The sequence below is a fragment of the Nonomuraea sp. ZG12 genome (genome assembly GCF_052068115.1).
Classification (GTDB): domain Bacteria; phylum Actinomycetota; class Actinomycetes; order Streptosporangiales; family Streptosporangiaceae; genus Nonomuraea.
The window spans coordinates 1,140,163-1,157,266 of the sequence record NZ_JBQHCW010000001.1 but is presented as its reverse complement, the minus strand read 5'-3'; the positions used below and the strand labels follow the sequence as shown (position 1 = coordinate 1,157,266).

The window sequence follows — 17,104 nt, the reverse complement described above, 5'->3', positions numbered from 1 at the left end:
CGCATGTCACGAACCCTGCGACTGTTGATCACCGGCGGCGGCACCGGCGGTCACACCTATCCGGCTCTGACGACTCTGTCGGCGATGCAGCGCCGTCAGGTGCCGCACGACGTGCTCTGGGTGGGCACGTCCGGCGGCCTGGAAGCCAAGATCACCGCCGAGCACGGCATCCCGTTCAAGGCGATCACCACGGGCAAGCTTCGCCGCCGGCCCAACCTCCGCGAGCTCGGCACCAACATCGCCGACGTGTTCCGGATCCCGGTGGGGGTGTTCCAGGCGATCGGGCACGCCGCCCGCTACCTGCCCGACGTGGTGCTGTCGACGGGCGGCTACGTGGCGGTGCCGATCGGCGTCGCGGCCAAGCTGATCCGGCGCCCGCTGGTCATGCACGAGCAGACCACGGTGGTGGGGCTGGCCAACCGCATCCTGTCCAGGCTGGCGACCCGGATCGCGCTGTCCCACGAGTCGTCGCTGGACTACCTTCCTGCCTCGACCAGGAGCAAGGCGGTGGTGACGGGCAACCCGATCAGGCCGGAGCTGCTGCAGGGCAACCGGGCGGCGGCCTACGACCTGTTCGGGCTGACGTTCGAGGTGCCGCTGATCTACGTGACGGGCGGCGCGCAGGGCAGCAAGCAGATCAACACGCTCATCCAGGAGATCCTCCCCCGGCTGCTGCCGCACGCCCAGATCGTGCACCAGTGCGGGCCCGCGTGGATCGAGCAGATGCGCTCGGTCGAGCTGCCCGCCGAGCTGGCCGACCGCTACCATCCGGTCCCCTACGTGGGCGGCGAGTTGCCCGACCTGTACGCCGCCGCCGACGTGGTGATCGCCCGCAGCGGCGCCGGCACGGTGTCGGAGCTGACCGCGATCGGCAAGCCGTCGGTGCTGATCCCGCTGATCCCGACGGGCGGTGACGAGCAGCGCAAGAACGCCTCCTACCTGGTGTCGGCGGGCGCCGCGCGGGCGCTGCTGGAGCCGCGCCCCACCGCCGACATGCTCCTGGCGGAGCTGATGCCGCTGCTCGCCGACCCGGGCCGGCTCGCCTCGATGGGCGAGGCGGCGCAGAAGCTGGGCCGCCTGGACGCGGCCGACGCGCTCTGCGACCTGCTGGTGCAGTCCGTGGCGAGTACGACGCGGCCCGGCGGCTAGCGGGGCCCTACGGCTCAGGGATCCAGATGGCGGAAGGCCTCGTGGGCGGAGTGGAGGCTCCGCCGCAGGGCCTGGTCGAGCTGGTCGGCGTCGCGGGACAGCCGTTCGATCTCCGGCACGGCGAAGCCGTCGGCGCCGGACTCGGCGACCAGCTCCTCATACTGGTGGATCCGGCCGCGCAGCTCCTCGATCTGGTGGTGGGCGCGGTAGGCGCGCTCGGCCTCGGCCACGTTGGCGGCGTAGCGCTCCAGCGCCTCGACCCGGGCCACGACGGCGTCCTCGCTGCTGTCTAGGGCCCTGGCGAGCGGCTCGGCGACCACGGCTACCTCGGGGCTGAGGCCGTCGGTGACGGTCTCCCTGTGCTTGGTGCGCAGCGCGGACAGTTTGGCCAGCAGCCGGGCGATCTCCCACTCCTGCGCGGGCAGCATCACCGAGTTGCGCACGTCGTCGAGCAGCCCCTCGGCGTTGACCGTCGACTCGGTCACGGCGGTGACGGCCCGGTGCGCCCTGGCCAGCAGCCTGCGTGAGGATTCGTCGAGGTCGTCGGCGAGCACGTAGCGGCCCTCGTACCAGCGGAGCTGCTCGTAGATCTCGCGGTCGGCGACGGCCTGCTCCTCCTCGCCGGGATCGTTGCGGACCAGGGTGACCATGAGGATGGGCGCGGCCACGATGGCGAGCAGCAGCATGCCGAGGCCTCTGGTCATCACGGCGAGGGTGACCAGGAGGGCGGCGACGGCCAGCACCGTGATGGTCATGGAGCGGCCCACGCCCGCCCTGGGTGGTGGCTCGGGCACCCAGCCGCGGCGCATCTTGATCAGGACGTGCTTGCTCTCCCTGATCAGTCGCGCGTCCTCCGGCGGCACCCCCGGATCTACTACCACGTCCACCACAAACTCAAATCCTATGGGAAATCGGCGTTCGGGGGTTATCAATCGTCTCCCCCACGTAAATGGCGGAATGCCTCGTGGGCGGAGGTGACGCTGACGCGCAGGGCGTCCTCAAGACGGTCGGCGTCCTCGGTGAGGCGGCTCAGCTCGGGCAGGGCGGAGTCGTCGGCGCCGGATTCGGTCAGCAGTTCCTCATAGCGGGACAGGTTGGCGCTGAGCCGGTCGATCTGGTGCCTGGCGCGGTAGGCGCGCTCGGCCTCGGCCACGTGGCCGGCGTAACGTTCCAGCGCCTCGACCCGCGTGCGCACGGCCCGCTCGCTGCTGTCGAGGACCTGGGTCAGCGGCCCGGTGACGGCCGCGACCTCGGGGGTGACGCCCTCGGCGACCACCTCGTCGTGCTCGGCCCGCAGCCGCGACAGCTTGGCCAGCAGCCGGGCGATCTCCCACTCCTGCTCTGGCAGCATGACCGCGTTGCGCACGTCGTCGAGCAGCCCCTGGGCGTTGACATGGGAGCCCATGATGGCGTCGATGGCCGTCTGGGCGCGGGTCATGAGCGCGCGGGCGCCCTCGTCGAGGTCCTCGTGCAGCACGAACCTGCCCTCGTACCGGCGTGCGCTCTCGAAGACGTGGTGCTCGACCGCGTGCCGTCGCTCGGCTTCGGCGTCCGGCCGGGGCCTGGCCAGCGCGCCGACGATGAGCAGGGCGGCGAGGGTCATGATGACGACGAACGGCGTGTAGAGGCCGGCCAGGAAGAAGTCGAGCCCCGCTCCGATGGCCACCAGCGCCACCGCGCCGATCAGCATGTTGGTGACCAGACCGAACGCGGGCGGCCGGGGCCGGTGGGTGGGGATCCACCCGGCGCGGATGCGTACCAGCAGATTGCGGTTGTCACGGAACAGGTCGGCGGCCTCGCCAGGCACCGTCGGCTCTACTACCACCTTCGCAGGGCGACCGGGCACATAACAGATCCTATGTGGCGATCTGTCCGAAAGTCAGCCCTCCAGGTAGCGGAACGCCTCGTGCGCGGAGCTCACGCTGCGCCGCAGCGCGCGTTCGACGTCGTCGGCGTCCTGGGCGAGCCGTTCGATCTCGGGCACGGCCAGCGCGTCGGCGCCCGACTCGGCCAGGAGCTCCTCGTAGCGGGGCAGCCGGGCGCGCAGCGTCTCGATCTGGCCGCGGGCGTGGTAGGCGCGCTCGGCCTCGGCGACGTGGCCGGCGTAACGTTCCAGGGCCTCGACCCGCGCGACCACGGCGGCCTCGCTGACGTCGAGCGCGTTCTGCAGCGGCCGGACCACGGCCGCGACCTCCGGCGCGATCCCCCGGGCGACGAGGTCGTGGTGCTCGGCGCGCAGCACCGAGAGCTTGGCCAGCAGCCGGGCGATCTCCCACTCCTGCTCCGGCAGCATCACCGCGTTGCGCGCGTCGTCGAGCAGCCCCTCGGCGTTGACATGGGAGCGCAGCACGGTGCCGATGGCCCGCTGCGCCCTGCCGAGCACCTGCCCGGCCCGCTCGTCGAAGTCCTCGGGCAGGAAGTAGCGGCCTTCGTGGCGCCGGGCGTGCTCGTAGACGTCCCGCTCGTGCGGGCGGTGGCCCTCCGGAACCTCGTCATAGCCGGCCATCTTGATGAGCACGACGAAGACGAACGTGCCCAGCAGGACGAAGCCGACCGGCGCCATGGCGGTCTCCAGCAGCACCGCCATCAACGCGATGATCACCGGCGTGGCGGCGAGCAGGACGGCGCTGGACGGGCTCCTGCGCCGCGGCCCGACCGGCACCCCGGCGGGGGGCACCCAGCCGGATCTGAACCTGGACAGCAGCGGGGCGTTGGCACGCAGTGACCCGGCGATCTCCGGTGGCACTCCGGGATCGACCACCACACCCACGCTCTGTCCTGGCACCCTGGCGCCCCCAACGCTCGTGATGACGGGGATACTACGAGACATTTCTCCTAAGTGGCAGCCTCGTGAAGGACAGGTGAGGGAACCACCAGTTGCGTTCGCCGAGCACCTCCATCGCGGCCGGCACCAGGATCAGCCGCACCACGGTGGCGTCGACCAGCACTCCGGCGGCCAATCCGATGCCCATGATCTGCAGCGCGCGGTCGTCGAACGTGCCGAAGGCGGCGAACACGCAGAACATGATCGCGGCGGCGGCGGTGATGACCCGCGCCGTCCCGGCGACCCCCGCCGCGACGGCGGCGCTGTTGCCCAGCCCGCCCAGATACTCCTCCCGGATGCGGGAGAGCAGGAACACCTCGTAGTCCATCGACAGCCCGAACGTGATGACGAACAGCATCATCGGCACCCAGGCGTCGACCGGGCCGCCGGTGCCGCGCCCCAGCAGGTCCCACTGGAAGACCGCGACGATCACCCCGTACGCCGCCCCGATGGACAGCAGGTTGACCACGATCGCCTTTAACGGCAGCACCACGCTCCTGAACACGCCCAGCAGCAGCACGTACGAGGCCAGCAGCACCGCCCCGACCATCCACGGCAACCGCCCGGCGGCGAAGGCGGCGAAGTCCGCGGCGGCCGCGGTCGAGCCGGTGACCAGCACCGGCGCGGGCAACTCGGCACGCAGGCGGTGGATCAGCGCGGTGGTGGCCTCGTCCTGCGGCCCGGTGGCGGGCACCACGAGCGCGGCCCCCTCGCCCAGCGCCACGGCATCGGCCACACCCGGCGTCCGGCGCGCCCGCTCGACCGCCTCGCCGATCGCCTCCGCGTGCTCCCGGCCCGCCGCCAGCACCAGCGGCGCCTCCGCGCCGGGCCCGAAGCCGCGGGCCAGGAGGTCTCCGGCGCGCCGCGTGGTGTCGCTGACCGGCCGGTTGCTCGCGTCGGACCAGCCCGCGCGCAGGTCCAGCGCGGGCAGCGCGAGCACGACGAGCAGCCCCGCCGCCAGCAGTCCCGCCGTCCACGGCCGGCGCCCCACGATCCCGCTCCACCGCACCGACAGCGGCTCCCGTCCGGTACGGCGCGGCAGCGACAGCCCGTCGATACCGGTGCCGGCCATCCGCAGGAGGGCGGGCAGCAGGGTGAGCGCGGCGAGCATCACCATGAGCACGCCGCATCCGGCGGCCAGCGCGATGCCGCCGCCGAGCGACGGCCCGAGGAACAGGATGCCCGCGCCGGTGACGATCACCGTGACGCCGGCGAACAGCACGGACCGGCCGGCCGTCCGCATCGCCTGGCCGATCGCCGCGTCCACGCCGAGCCCTTCTTCCAGCCCGGTGCGGAAGCGGGTGACGATGAGCAGCGCGTAGTCGATGCCGACGCCCAGCCCGAGCATGATGGTCAGGAAGACGGCGAAGCCGGGCGTGTCGACGACGTTGCTCAGCAGGGTGAGGAGGGCGACGCCGCAGGTCACCCCGATGACGCCGATGACGATGGGGAGCGCGGCGGCCAGCAGCGACCGGAAGGCCAGCAGCAGGATCACCGCCGCCGCCAGCAGCCCGACCCCCTCCGTCACTCCCCCGGGCGTGAAGTCCGCGAAATCCTCGCCCGCCAGCTCGACGGCCACGCCGGGAGCGGCGAATCCGTCCCGCAGGCTCTTCAGCTCCAGCGCGGTGCCGGCGTCCGGGTAGCTGATCGGGATGGTGCCGATCGTGCCGTCCGGTGAGACCTGCCCGTAGGGGGCGCCGGTGGAAGCCCGCTCACCTGCCTGGCCGACCTGTACGCCGGCGACGGCGTTCATGCGGGCGACCAGCTCGGTCACCCGTGCGCGGACGGCGGGGTCGCGCACGCCGGAGGAGGCGGACACCACGAGCCTGCCGGAAGGTTCCGGCCGGGCGTCGCCGAGCAGGTCGGCGGCCCGCTGACTCTCCGAGCCGGGCAGCGAGAAGTCATCGGAGGAGGGGCCGGGCCGGGCGACGGCTCCCGCCACGAGAGCGGCGGCCAGCACCAGCCAGAGCATCAGGACGAGGCGCCGGTGACGAACACAGAAACGGATCATGCGGCGAACGCTAGGAACCGCCACCACCCCCGGTCGTCCACCCACCACGGACACCGCGCTACACCGGACGCGGCATCCGCGAGGGTCGTCGGGCAGAGATCGGACGCGGCATCCGCGAGGTCGTCGGGCAGAGGCCGGGCGCGGCGGGTACGCCTGCCGCCCGGTCAGGCGCTGTGGCCGGGCCGGACCAGGCCGCTCTCGTAGGCGAGGACGACGAGCTGGGCTCTGTCGTGTGCGGCGAGCTTGGCCATCATGCGGTTGACGTGCGTCTTGACGGTGGCGGGGCTCATGAAGAGATCCTCGGCGATCTGGGTGTTCGTCAGGCCGTGCGCGACCCTGGCCAGGACCTCGCGCTCGCGGGCGGTCAGCGGCGCCAGCAGATGGGCGCTCCCGCTCGCCGGGCGGGCGGCGAACTCCTCGATGAGCCGCCGGGTGACGCCGGGCGACAGCAGCGCGTCGCCTCTGGCCGCCACCCGCACGGCATGCCGGATCTCGGCGGGCTCGGCGTCCTTGACCAGGAAGCCGCTGGCCCCGGATCGGAGCGCCTCGTAGACGTACTCGTCCAGGTCGAAGGTGGTGACCACGACGACCCGGGCACCGGTGGGGACGATCTCGCGGGTGGCCTCCAGGCCGTCGAGCCCCGGCATCCGGATGTCCATCAGCACCACGGCGGGTCGCAGCCGGGCGACCTCCCGTACCGCCTCCCGCCCGTCGGCGGCCTCACCGATGACGGTGAGGTCGTCCTCGGTGTCCAGCAGTGCCCGCAGCCCGGCCCTGACCAGCGGCTGGTCGTCGGCGAGCAGAACAGTGATCACGCGGGCTCCCCGTCGGTGAGCGGGTTCGGCATCACGCGGGCAGCCAGGCGTCGACGCGGAAGCCGCCGGTGGGGCCGTCGCCCGTGGTGAGGCGGCCGCCGGCGGCGGCGACGCGTTCGGCCATGCCGGTGAGTCCGTGGCCCCTCGGGGCCCGGCTGCCGGCGCCGTCGTCGTCCACCCGGACCGTCACAGCCGATTCGTCGTAGGTGAGCGTCACCGTGGCGCGGGTGGCGGCGGCGTGCCTCATGGTGTTGGTCAGCGCCTCCTGTACGACCCGGTAGACGGCCAGGTCGACGGCGGGTGGGAGGGAGCGTGGCGAGCCCGAGACCGCCAGGTCCACCGGCAGCCCGGCGGTCTCGGCCAAGGCCGGGAGCTGGGCGGTGCCGGGCGGCGGCCGGCGGGAGCCGGGGCGCAGGACGCCGAGGACACCCTTCATCTCGGCCAGCGCCTGGCGGCTGGAGGCGCGGATCACCTGGAGAGCGGCGCTCGCCTCGGGCGGCCCGCCGGCCCGTTCCACCGCCTCGGCGGCGACGGCGGCGTGCAGGGCGATCACCGACACGGTGTGCGAGGTGACGTCGTGCAGCTCCCTGGCCACCCGCAGCCGTTCCTCCTGCGCCCGGCGCAGGGCCTCCTCCTCGCGGGTGCGCTCGGCCTCGGCGGCGCGCCGCTCCACCTCGGCGACGTACGCGCGGCGGGCCCGGGACACCTCGGCGGGCTGGGCGACGACCAGGACGAGCAGCGCCCAGATGACCACGCCGACGACCCGGTCCAGGCCGGGATGCGCCGCCGTCGCGATCGCCGGCACCGCGACCAGGAGCGCGGCACCCGTCCAGCCCGCCGACCGGCGGCCCGCGGCGATGGCGGCGAACATCGCGACCAGCGCTGGGACGGGCCAGAAGGCGTAGGCGTAGCCGAGGGCGAAGCAGGCGCCGGCCGCCGCCACCGTGACGACCAGCGCCACCACCGGCCTGCCGGGCAGCCACGCCAGCCCGGCGGCGGTCACGACCAGCAGCGCGTAGCCGAGCACGTCGAGCGGCCTGCTGTCCGGCTGGTTACCGTAGGCCATGACCGTCGAGGACAGCACCACCACGGCCAAGCCGCCCACCAGCGCGACCATCCGTATCCCGGCCGCCTTCGAACCCCCTGGCCCCAGGCCGGGCCACCGCACGCCGGCCGCCCGCAGGCCGACCCACCGCACACTTTTCCGCACGCCGGCCCACCACATTCTCCGCACGCCGGCCCGCCCCGCACCCGCCCGCGCACCGGCCCACTTCACACCCGCACAGTAGTGCGCGCCCCTGCCGCCGCGCGATACCGCCGTGGCGGTACAGCGGGTACGGCGAGCGCGGCAGCGCGGCCGGCCATCGGGATGGCGGGCGACGCGTACCGGTGGTCGCATGTCGGTCGCGGTGGTCGCCGGGGCCCGCGAGGAGGGGGCGGCCTGACCATCAAGGCCGAGCCGCCGGTCGTCCTAGGGGCTGTGGATCTTCCGTAGCACGTCCTCCGGGATGCCCGCCTTGACCAGGCTCTCCCAGCTCTCGAACCGTTCGGCGATCATCGACTCCACGAGGGGGCGCAGCAGCGCGTGGTCGGTGCCGCCGTGCAGGAGCTCGCTGAGGATGCGGCCGCGGTCGGCGAAGGGCAGTGAGGCGCCGTCCAGCGTGACGGCGTGCGCGATGAGGCCAAGCAGCCGGCCGTTGCGCGGCGTGTTCGGCGCGGTGACGGCGGCGATCGTGTCCAGGTAGAGCGCGACGCGCTCACCGGCGGCACCGGGCTCGCGGGTGAGCAGGTCGTGCACGAGGCGGGCGCCGCTGGCCACCTCGCCCGAGGGGCGCAGCACGAGGGGAAGCTCCGCCTCGTCCCCGAGCAGGTCGGCGAGCAGGTCGGTGTCGACGCCGAGCAGGTAGGGGCGTTCGGCCAGGGCCCTGGTGCGGTGGCGCAGCAGCGTGGCCTGGCGGCGCGGCCGGTGGTCGAACCACCAGCTCAGGCCCGCCGGTTCGGGCGCCTGCCCGGCTCGGCCCAGCAGGATGTCCCGTTCGCCGCCCTCTGACACCCGGTGCGCCGGCAGGGCGGCGAGCAGGCCGGCCCAGCCGTCGTCGCCGAGCTGGCTGCGCCACAGGTGCGCGTAGGAGGTCCAGCGGGCCAGGGGGTCGGGGTCGCGCAGCAGCTCCGAGACGCGCACCGGCTCGGTGGACGCGGCCACGCGGAGCAGGGTGAGATTCGCCGAGTAGGCGGCCAGCCGGCGCGTCACCGGGTGGCGGACCGGCTCGAAGCCGGTGAAGGAGCGGCGCCGCCGCTCGTGCAGCGACTCGCGCAGCAGCGTGCCGAGCAGGTCGCCGGCCCGGTCGCGCAGTTCGGCGGGCAGGGCGGCCATGAGCTCGACGGCGAAGCCGACCATCGGCCCGCGCTCGGCCAGGCAGGAGAACGAGATCACGGCGTGCAACAGGTCGTCGTCGATGTCCTGGGCGGGGGCGGCGGCCAGCTCGCTGTCGACCAGCTCGTGCCTGCGGACGAGTTCCCGCACCGCGTGGACGGCCAGCCAGCCGACGAGGAACTCGCCGAAGGTGACGTGCAGGAACTCGTAGCAGCGCACCCGGCCGGTGGGCGGCCCGGTCTCCGTCCGGTGCACGAAGAAGAAGCGCCGGGTGGCCCGCCGCGCCCAGTTGACGGTGCCGTGGTCGGTGCCGTCGTTGACGGCGTCGTCCGCGCCGCCGCGCGCCTGCCCGCACAGCGCGGCCAGGTCCCGGTCGAGCACGGCCTCGGTGGCGACCGCCCGGCCGCGCGCGAACATCGACAACGCCACCACCCCGAGCTGCACCAGCTCCCGGTCCACCAGCGCACGCAGGCGGGCGGGCGGCAGGCCTGCCGCGTCGGCGTCCTTGACCACCTCGCGCTGGGCGAAGTCCCTGATCAGCGACTCGTAGAGCTGGGCCCGGCCGATGTGCGGCCCGTCTCGCCGTACCGTGTTGCCGGTGGCGTCGTAGAGGGCGAGCAGGAGCAGGAGCAGCGGCTGGGTGGCGAGCTCGCCCTGGGCGAGCGCCACGTCGGCGGTCAGCGGGGTCCGGTCGTGCCTGGCCAGTACGGCGCGGTTGGTCTGGTCCCAGATGTCCAGCCAGCGCCGCACCTGGTCCTCGTCGAACGGCCGCAGTTGCAGGGCGAGCACGCCTTCGGGGAAGCCGACCTGGTCGGCCACGACGGTCCGGCCGGTGACGATCACGGCGACGGGCCGTCCCGCGCGGTACTGCGTGAGCTGGAACCGCTGGATCTGCTCCAGATAGTCGTACCTGCTGGCGTGCGCGGCCTGGATCAGCTCGTCGAAACCGTCGAGCATAACCACGGGCAGCGCCCCTTCTCCCGTGCCCACCAGGTCCTCGAAGCGCGCCTCCTCGCCCAGCATGTGGCGTAAGCCCTGGTCGATCTGTGATGAGACGGCGGAGTCCGCCGCCACGTCGCCCAGTTCGACCCTGATCGGCAGGAATTCCGATCCGGCCAGCCGCGCGGCCAGCACCTCGGTCAGCTTGGTCTTGCCCGAGCCGGGCTCGCCGAGCACGACGAGGGGCGCCTGGGTGGCGCGGAGCGAGGTGAGGTGCCCGATCAGGAACGCCTCGGCGTCGGGCAGTTCGCGCTGGTCGGCCCACCAGCTCTTGGCGGCGGGCGTGGCCTCGCGCGTCATCTCCGCGACCCGGCAGCGGGGGCTGATGTAGCCCTCGCCGAGCAGCGGCAGCGTGACGTCCTCGGGCGCCGTCCCGCCGGCCATCAGCGGCAGGTCCAGGGCGGTGGCGGCGAGCCGTACCAGGTGGATCATCGGCCGGTCGCCCACCCTGGGCGGGGCCAGCTCGGCCAGCAGCCGCGCCACCCTGGACAGGCCGGTGCCCAGCGGTTGCGGCTCGGTGACGAGGCTCCACATGCCGAACTCGGGGCTGTCCGCACCGAGCAGCCGGTAGTCCTCGTCGTAGATCCGCAACGCCTGGGTGGCCGGCCCGTCGTCCAGCAGGATGGGCAGGCGGGTGCGGTCGCCGGCGGACATCTCCCCCCACACCGGCAGCTCCCGGGCATACGTGGTCAGAGCCTGCGACATCCGCTCGTAGAACCGCCGCACGGCCTGCCGGGTCTCGGCGTAGGGGCGGTGCGGCTCGGGCATCGGCAGCGGCTCCAGCAGCAGGCTCTCCACCAGGGCCGCGAACTTCTCCGCCGGGCCGCTCCCGGGATGGCGGACGTGGTCGAGCCGGTCCAGTTCGACGGGCAGCCTGGCGTCGCCGAGCGCCTCGAAGTACGCCGACACGACGAGCACGGCGTGCGTGGCGGCCAGCCGCCGGGTGCGGGTGAACCGGTTGCCGCCCCTCCCCCGCCGGCCGGTGCGCCGTACCACGTCCTCGGTGTAGCCGACGATGTCGCTCCGCAGGTCGAGCAGGCCCGTCGCCGGCCGCGCGACGCCGGCCGTGGCCCAGCCGGTCCGCGCCACGGTCGAGGCGAACTCGGTGAGCTCGACCAGCCTGCTCTGCTCACAGCCGAGGATCTCCAGGGCGTCGGCGTAGCTCAGGATGTCCGTCATAGGCGTCTCCAGGAGGTACGGGTGGGTCCATCATGACGCCGTTCCCACTGCTTTTGGAGCGTTCTCGGCTAGTACGGGCGATCAGCCGTTCCGTTAAGGTATGGCTTCGAGTCAGGCACGGGGAGGTGGACGATCATGACGTACGCCTCCGCGGGCGAGGACCTGATCCTCTCGGTGGTGGTGGGGTCGCGCGCCTACGGGCTCGACACCGCCTCGTCCGACACCGACCGGCGGGGCGTGTTCGTGGCGCCGACCGAGGCCTTCTGGCGCCTGGACAAGCCGGCCACGCACCGCGACGGGCCGCTGCCCGAGCAGTTCTCCTGGGAGGTCGAACGGCTGTGCCGGCTGGCCCTGGACGCGAACCCGACGGTGCTGGAGTGCCTATGGTCGCCGATCGTGGAGGTGTGCACCCCGGAAGGGCAGCGGCTGCGTGACCTGCGGGGCGCGTTCCTGTCAGCGCGCGCCCACCGGACGTTCACCGGATACGCCGACGCGCAGTTCCGGCGGCTGGACCCGGCCGCGCCGAAGTGGAAGCAGGCCATGCACCTGATCAGGCTGCTGCTCAGCGGCCTGCACCTGGTACGCCACGGCGACCTGCTGCTCCAGGTGGGCCCGTACCGCGAGCGCCTGCTGGCCGTCCGGCGGGGTGAGGTGCCGTGGGAGCGGGTGACCGCCTGGCGGGCCGAACTGACCGCCGAGCTGGCCGGCGCGGAGTCCGTACTGCCTGAGCGGCCGGACGTCCGCGCGGTGGAGGAGTTTCTGATCGACGTGCGCAGGGAGCATCTGTGAGACTGCCCGACTGGCTGCCGGAGATCCCCGGCGAGCAGCCGCATCCGCTCGCGTTCGCGACGGTGAGCGGCGCCCACCTGTACGGCTTCCCGTCCGCGGACTCCGACGTGGACCTGCGCGGCGTGCACGTGCTGCCGGTCGAGCAGGTCGTCGGCCTGACCGTCGGCCCACAGACGCTCGACAGGACGTGGACCCGTGACGGGGTGGAGGTGGACCTGGTCACGCACGACCTGGCCAAGTTCTGCCGGCTGCTGCTGAGCCGCAACGGCTACGTCCTGGAGCAGCTGCTGTCACCGCTGGTCGTGGCGTCGTCGCCGGTGCACGAGGAGCTGGTGGCGCTGGCCCCCGGCTGCCTGACCCGTCACCACGCCCACCACTACCTGGGGTTCGCGCGCACGCAGTGGCGGCTGTACGGCAGGACGGGCGAGCTCAAGCCGCTGCTCTACACCTTCCGGGTGCTGGCCACCGGCCTTCACCTGATGCGGACCGGCGCGCTCGAAGCCGATCTGACCAGGCTGTACGCGTACGGTCCCGGGTATCTGCCGGAGCTGGTGGCCGCCAAGCGGGAGGCCGAGCACGGGGCCGCCCCACCGGTCCCCGACGCGGCCGGGGACGTGGCGCGGCTGACGGCGGAACTGGAGGCGGCGAGGGACGCCTCGCCTCTTCCCGAGACGGGCAGCGCCCACCAGGCCGTACACGACCTGGTCGTACGGACCCGCCTGGCGGGCGGCACCATGACTCAGCCGGCCGCAGGATCGGCCCTGAGATAGGCGACGGCACCAGCCGCACCGCGAACCCGTCCCGGCCCCGGCCGGCCATGCTCGTGCTGATCTACTTGTGCGAACTCCGCTGCCGCCCGCTACGTGCAGGTCAACCCCTAACTGTCGACGTGGGCTCGATCGAGGGAATCAGCTCCGTTGGCCACGATCAGCCGTTCGGGGCTGATCGACCTTGTTGACGATGGTGTCATCGGGGTCGAGCCGTCGCCCATCTGCGGAGCGGACCTCCAGCAGGCGAAGGGGCCGCCCGCACTGGCGGTCGATCAGCTCCGAATGCGGCTCATCGGGCGCGAAGAAGTGTCCTTCGCCCCATTGCCGCAGCGCCACGATGACGGGGAAGAGGTCTTTGCCCTTCGGCGTCAGAACGTACTCGTGGTAAGAACTGCCGTCGGCAGCCGGGACGACGTCGAGGACGCCGCCGGCGACCAAGGCGCGCAGACGCGTGGTGAGGATGTTCTTGGCGACGCCGAGGCTGCGTTGGAAGTCTCCGAAGCGGCGGCTGCCGTCGAACGCGTCCCGCACGATCAACAAGGACCACCAGTCGCCGATCGCGTCGACTGATCGCGCGACGGGACAGTCACTGTCATTGAGACGCGTCCGCTTCACCATGACACCCTCCACCCCACCTCGGTTGCAACATGCTACCAGAATGACTACCGTCCCCCTGGTAGCAAGATGAAACCACTCTTCGGGAGGACGCCTGGTGGCCGGCAACGACGAGACCACGACACCGCAGACCGCGGGCACGAAGGAGAGGACTCCCGGCCGCGCGCTGCCCAGGGGCATCACGCTGCTCTTCGCCATCGCCTGTGGGACCGCGGTGGCCAACGTCTACTTCGCGCAACCCCTCCTGGTGACGCTGGGCCGTGACTTCGCGATCAGCCCGGCGACACTCGGTGCCGTCGTCACCCTCACACAACTGGGTTACGGGCTGGGACTCTTCTTCCTCGTGCCGCTGGGCGACCTGCTCGACCGCAGGCGGCTGATCGTGGTGCAGCTGCTCTTGCTGGCAGCGGCGCTGATGGTGGTCGGCACCGCCACCATCGCGGCACTCCTGCTCGCGGGCATGGCCGCCGTAGGACTCCTCGCGGTGGTGACCCAGACGTTGGTGGCCTTCGCCGCTTCGCTCGCCCCACCGGCGCAACGCGGACGCGTCGTGGGCCTCGCGACCAGCGGCGTGGTCACCGGCATCCTGCTTGCCCGCACCGTATCCGGCATCCTGGCCGACGTCGCCGGCTGGCGCTCCGTCTACCTCACCTCGGCGGCCCTCACCTGCGCGCTCGCCCTGGCCCTGCACCATGCCCTGCCGCCCCGCGACACCGCCGCACCGTCCATGCACTACGGACAGCTCCTGCGTTCCACGCTCACCCTGTTCGCACAGGAGCGCCTCCTTCGGCTCCGCGCCCTGCTCGCCCTGCTCATCTTCGCCGCCTTCAGCACCCTGTGGAGCTGTATCGCGCTGCCGCTGAGCGCGCCTCCGCTGTCTCTGTCCCACACGGCGATCGGCGCGTTCGGCCTGCTGGGAGCCGCGGGCGCCCTGGCCGCGACCGCGGCCGGCCGCCTGAACGACCGCGGGCTCTCCCAGTGGACCACCGGCATCGGCCTGGCCCTGCTCGTCGCCTCGTGGCTGCCCCTGGCCTTCGCCCGGCAGTCGCTGTGGGCGCTGGCGGTCGGCGTGATCGTCCTCGACCTCGCCGTGCAGGCGGTCCACGTCACCAACCAGAGCCTGATCTACGCGCTTCGCCCGGACGCGGGCAGCCGGCTGATCGGCGGCTACATGGTCTTCTACTCGCTCGGCAGCGCCTTCGGAGCCATCGCCTCGACCGCCCTCTATGCCGTGGGCGGCTGGAGTGCCGTGTGCGCATTGGGGGCCGCGATCAGCTGCCTCGCACTCCTGGTCCTCAACCGGATCCGGAAGTAAGCACCGTTGAGAAAACCTCAGGGGATTCGCCAAGTCGGCGATCCCGAAATGTCCGATCCCCGTCCATTACCGCCCCACGGACTCGACCGATTCACCTGGCATCGACACGATAGGGTGAGCGTATGAACTTGAATGATTATCAGCAGGCGGCACTTCTGACCGCAGCTCCCAAGAGCAAGCACAACGAGCTGTTTCATCTGCTCCTCGGACTCGTCGGCGAGACAGGGGAAATTGCCGAAAAGGCCAAGAAGGTCGTTCGCGATCACGATAGCGACTTCTCTCAGTGGGACGTAGAAGACCTCAAGAAAGAACTTGGCGACTCGCTTTGGTATATCGCCGTGATCGCCGATTACTTTGATGTCGAACTTGAGGAAGTCGCCCAACTCAATATTGCCAAGCTCGCCGACCGGCAGCGACGAGGAGTGATCGGCGGCAGCGGCGACGGTCGCTGACATGGCGACGTCGTCGCCCCGGCTCAGCACGTGTACGGCACCCAGCGCGCCCTGGTATGCCCCATCATGACCGGAATGGACACTCGTTTCCTCGGTATCGCTGAGCTGGTCGAAACCCCGTCCGTGGCGGTCGTGGTCGACGTCATGCGTGCTTTCACCGTGGCCGCCTGGGCCTTCGCCCAGGGGGCGGAGAAGATCGTTCTCGCTGAGTCGCTGGACGAAGCCCTGGCGCTCAAGGCCCGCCACCCGGATTGGGTGGCGGTCAAGGACGGTCCGCTCGCGCCCGGGTTCGACGCGGTCAACTCGCCGGGCCTGCTGCGGTCCATCGACCTGGGCGGACGGACCGTTGTGCAGAAGACCACGGCAGGGACGGTCGGCGCCCTTGCGGTCAAGGAGGCGTCGCTGGTGCTGTGCGCCGGCTTCGTGGTGGCGGAGGCGACGGCTCGGCTCTTGCGGACGCGCGAGGGGGACAGTGTCACGTTCGTGGTCACCGGCGAAGACGGGCAGGCCGATGAGGATCTGGCGTGTGCTCAGTACATCGCTCGCCGGGTCACCGAGGCCGCGACGGATGCCGCCGAGTTCCTCCGCCGCGCCGCCGAGTCACGCGCCGCCGCCGAGCTGGCGGAGGGGGTGCGCCAAGGAGTCCACCCTGATGACGTCGCGCTCTGTCTCGAGGTCGACCGGTTCCCCTTCGCCATGGTGGCGACCTCGGAAGGCTCGCTCATGGTCCTGCGGCCGCGCGTGACGCCGTGACTCAGCCGGCCGCGGGATCGGCCGACAGCACCAGCCGCACCGCGAACAGCCGGTAGCCGGCGCGTTCGAACGCCCTGGCCATCGGCAGGTTGGTGGAGTCGGTGTCGGCGGCGATCCGCTGCGCGCCCCGCTCGGCGTGGCAGCGGGTGATCTCACCGAGCAGGTCGTCGACGTAGCCGTGGCCGCGCTGCTCGGGCAGCACGCCCAGATAGCCGACGACGGGCCCGGCGTTGTTGGCGGACGGCAGGGCGAAGCCCGCCAGGTCGCCGGCCGGGGTGTGGGCCAGCCGCCACCAGGACCTGTCTCCCGGCATGCTCAGGTAGTCGGCGAGGTCCTCGCGGGCCTGCGTCTCGGCGTCCTTGGTGAGCAGGGCCAGGCGGGTGTGATGGTCGAGGCTGCCTTCGGCGACCCGGCGGAACACCTCGACGAACACCTCGTCGTCGGGCTCCGCCGTGAACGTCAGCCTGCCTGACGGCTCGGGCACCGGCGCGGCCGGCGTCCACGCGTACCGCAGGCGTTCGAGCTCGTCGGTCAGCCCGGCGCGGCGGCCCGCCTCCCACCGCCACGCGACGGCACCGGCGACGGCGGGGTTGTCGCGCCAGCCGGTCGGCACGAACACGTGGTAGGCCGGGGCGTCGCCGAAGGCGGCGTGGCCGTGCCGCAGCAGCTCGGCGGCCAGCGTCACCCGGTCCTCGACCGAGGGGTGCACGTACAGGCAGTCCAGGGCGAGCGGCCGGTCGCCGTCGGGGAAGCCCCACCAGACGGCGCGGGCCAGGATTTCGCCGTCCTGCTCGGCGATCCAGACGCGCTCGTGGCGGTAGTGGCCGTCGGCCAGGAAGGAACGCAACCGGTCGGGATTCGCCCAGCTGACGGGTTCGTCGACAGTGCAGTGGAGCAGGCGGTCGAGGTCAGCCTCGACCGTGGAGCGGAACAGCACGATTCCTCCAGAAGGACGCGGGAAGCGTCCGTAGACCACCGGACATCGCAGCGCTTCCTTTCCCTCGACTTTTCAGGGCCCCGCCGACTTTAACCCAAAGTGACGGGAGTTCCGACAGGATA

15 protein-coding genes are annotated in these 17,104 nt (G+C 72.1%); 6 read left to right on the top strand and 9 right to left on the bottom strand.

Going from position 1 to position 17,104, the window contains the following annotated elements:
- Positions 1–3: 3 nt before the first annotated feature.
- Complete coding sequence (locus tag ACTMTF_RS05395) at positions 4–1,149, top strand: UDP-N-acetylglucosamine--N-acetylmuramyl-(pentapeptide) pyrophosphoryl-undecaprenol N-acetylglucosamine transferase (RefSeq protein WP_441109502.1); 1,146 nt, start codon at positions 4–6, stop codon at positions 1,147–1,149.
- A gap of 14 nt (positions 1,150–1,163) precedes the next feature.
- Here ACTMTF_RS05395 and ACTMTF_RS05390 read toward each other — a convergent pair whose 3' ends face one another.
- The 7 genes from ACTMTF_RS05390 to ACTMTF_RS05360 form a co-directional block, all read right to left on the bottom strand.
- Positions 1,164–2,036 carry a hypothetical protein gene (locus ACTMTF_RS05390; protein WP_441109501.1) on the bottom strand — a complete coding sequence of 291 codons (873 nt, stop codon included), beginning with the start codon at positions 2,034–2,036 and terminating at the stop codon, positions 1,164–1,166.
- 41 nt (positions 2,037–2,077) lie between these two features.
- Positions 2,078–2,995 (bottom strand): hypothetical protein, encoded by a 918-nt coding sequence (locus ACTMTF_RS05385; RefSeq protein WP_441109500.1) that lies wholly within the window; start codon positions 2,993–2,995, stop codon positions 2,078–2,080.
- A gap of 33 nt (positions 2,996–3,028) precedes the next feature.
- Positions 3,029–3,919 carry a hypothetical protein gene (locus ACTMTF_RS05380; RefSeq protein WP_396999532.1) on the bottom strand — a complete coding sequence of 297 codons (891 nt, stop codon included), beginning with the start codon at positions 3,917–3,919 and terminating at the stop codon, positions 3,029–3,031.
- A gap of 49 nt (positions 3,920–3,968) precedes the next feature.
- On the bottom strand, positions 3,969–5,984 hold the full coding sequence (locus ACTMTF_RS05375; protein ID WP_441109499.1) for an MMPL family transporter: 2,016 nt from the start codon (positions 5,982–5,984) through the stop codon (positions 3,969–3,971).
- 164 nt (positions 5,985–6,148) lie between these two features.
- Positions 6,149–6,799 carry a response regulator gene (locus tag ACTMTF_RS05370; protein ID WP_441109498.1) on the bottom strand — a complete coding sequence of 217 codons (651 nt, stop codon included), beginning with the start codon at positions 6,797–6,799 and terminating at the stop codon, positions 6,149–6,151.
- A gap of 31 nt (positions 6,800–6,830) precedes the next feature.
- A complete protein-coding gene (locus ACTMTF_RS05365) occupies positions 6,831–8,075 on the bottom strand; it encodes a sensor histidine kinase (RefSeq protein WP_441109497.1) in 1,245 nt (414 codons plus the stop codon).
- Positions 8,076–8,270: 195 nt separating this feature from the next.
- On the bottom strand, positions 8,271–11,351 hold the full coding sequence (locus ACTMTF_RS05360) for an NACHT domain-containing protein (protein ID WP_441109496.1): 3,081 nt from the start codon (positions 11,349–11,351) through the stop codon (positions 8,271–8,273).
- Positions 11,352–11,486: 135 nt separating this feature from the next.
- Between ACTMTF_RS05360 and ACTMTF_RS05355 the strand changes: the two genes are divergently transcribed.
- Positions 11,487–12,140 carry a nucleotidyltransferase domain-containing protein gene (locus ACTMTF_RS05355; protein WP_441109495.1) on the top strand — a complete coding sequence of 218 codons (654 nt, stop codon included), beginning with the start codon at positions 11,487–11,489 and terminating at the stop codon, positions 12,138–12,140.
- On the top strand, positions 12,137–12,910 hold the full coding sequence (locus ACTMTF_RS05350) for a nucleotidyltransferase domain-containing protein (protein ID WP_441109494.1): 774 nt from the start codon (positions 12,137–12,139) through the stop codon (positions 12,908–12,910). The genes ACTMTF_RS05355 and ACTMTF_RS05350 overlap by 4 nt, the downstream gene beginning before the upstream one ends.
- Before the next feature lie 138 nt (positions 12,911–13,048).
- Here ACTMTF_RS05350 and ACTMTF_RS05345 read toward each other — a convergent pair whose 3' ends face one another.
- Entirely contained in the window at positions 13,049–13,528 is a 480-nt protein-coding gene (locus ACTMTF_RS05345; protein WP_441109493.1) for a winged helix-turn-helix transcriptional regulator, read from the bottom strand.
- A 94-nt stretch (positions 13,529–13,622) separates the two neighbouring features.
- Here ACTMTF_RS05345 and ACTMTF_RS05340 point away from each other — a divergent pair, with 94 nt between their 5' ends.
- The 3 genes from ACTMTF_RS05340 (at position 13,623) to ACTMTF_RS05330 (ending at position 16,045) form a co-directional block, all read left to right on the top strand.
- A complete protein-coding gene (locus ACTMTF_RS05340; protein ID WP_441109492.1) occupies positions 13,623–14,840 on the top strand; it encodes an MFS transporter in 1,218 nt (405 codons plus the stop codon).
- Between the two features lie 122 nt (positions 14,841–14,962).
- Positions 14,963–15,292 carry a nucleoside triphosphate pyrophosphohydrolase family protein gene (locus ACTMTF_RS05335; protein WP_396999550.1) on the top strand — a complete coding sequence of 110 codons (330 nt, stop codon included), beginning with the start codon at positions 14,963–14,965 and terminating at the stop codon, positions 15,290–15,292.
- Positions 15,293–15,367: 75 nt separating this feature from the next.
- Entirely contained in the window at positions 15,368–16,045 is a 678-nt protein-coding gene (locus ACTMTF_RS05330) for a 2-phosphosulfolactate phosphatase (RefSeq protein WP_441109491.1), read from the top strand.
- A 1-nt stretch (position 16,046) separates the two neighbouring features.
- Here ACTMTF_RS05330 and ACTMTF_RS05325 read toward each other — a convergent pair whose 3' ends face one another.
- On the bottom strand, positions 16,047–16,982 hold the full coding sequence (locus ACTMTF_RS05325) for a GNAT family N-acetyltransferase (RefSeq protein WP_441109490.1): 936 nt from the start codon (positions 16,980–16,982) through the stop codon (positions 16,047–16,049).
- Positions 16,983–17,104 lie beyond the last annotated feature (122 nt).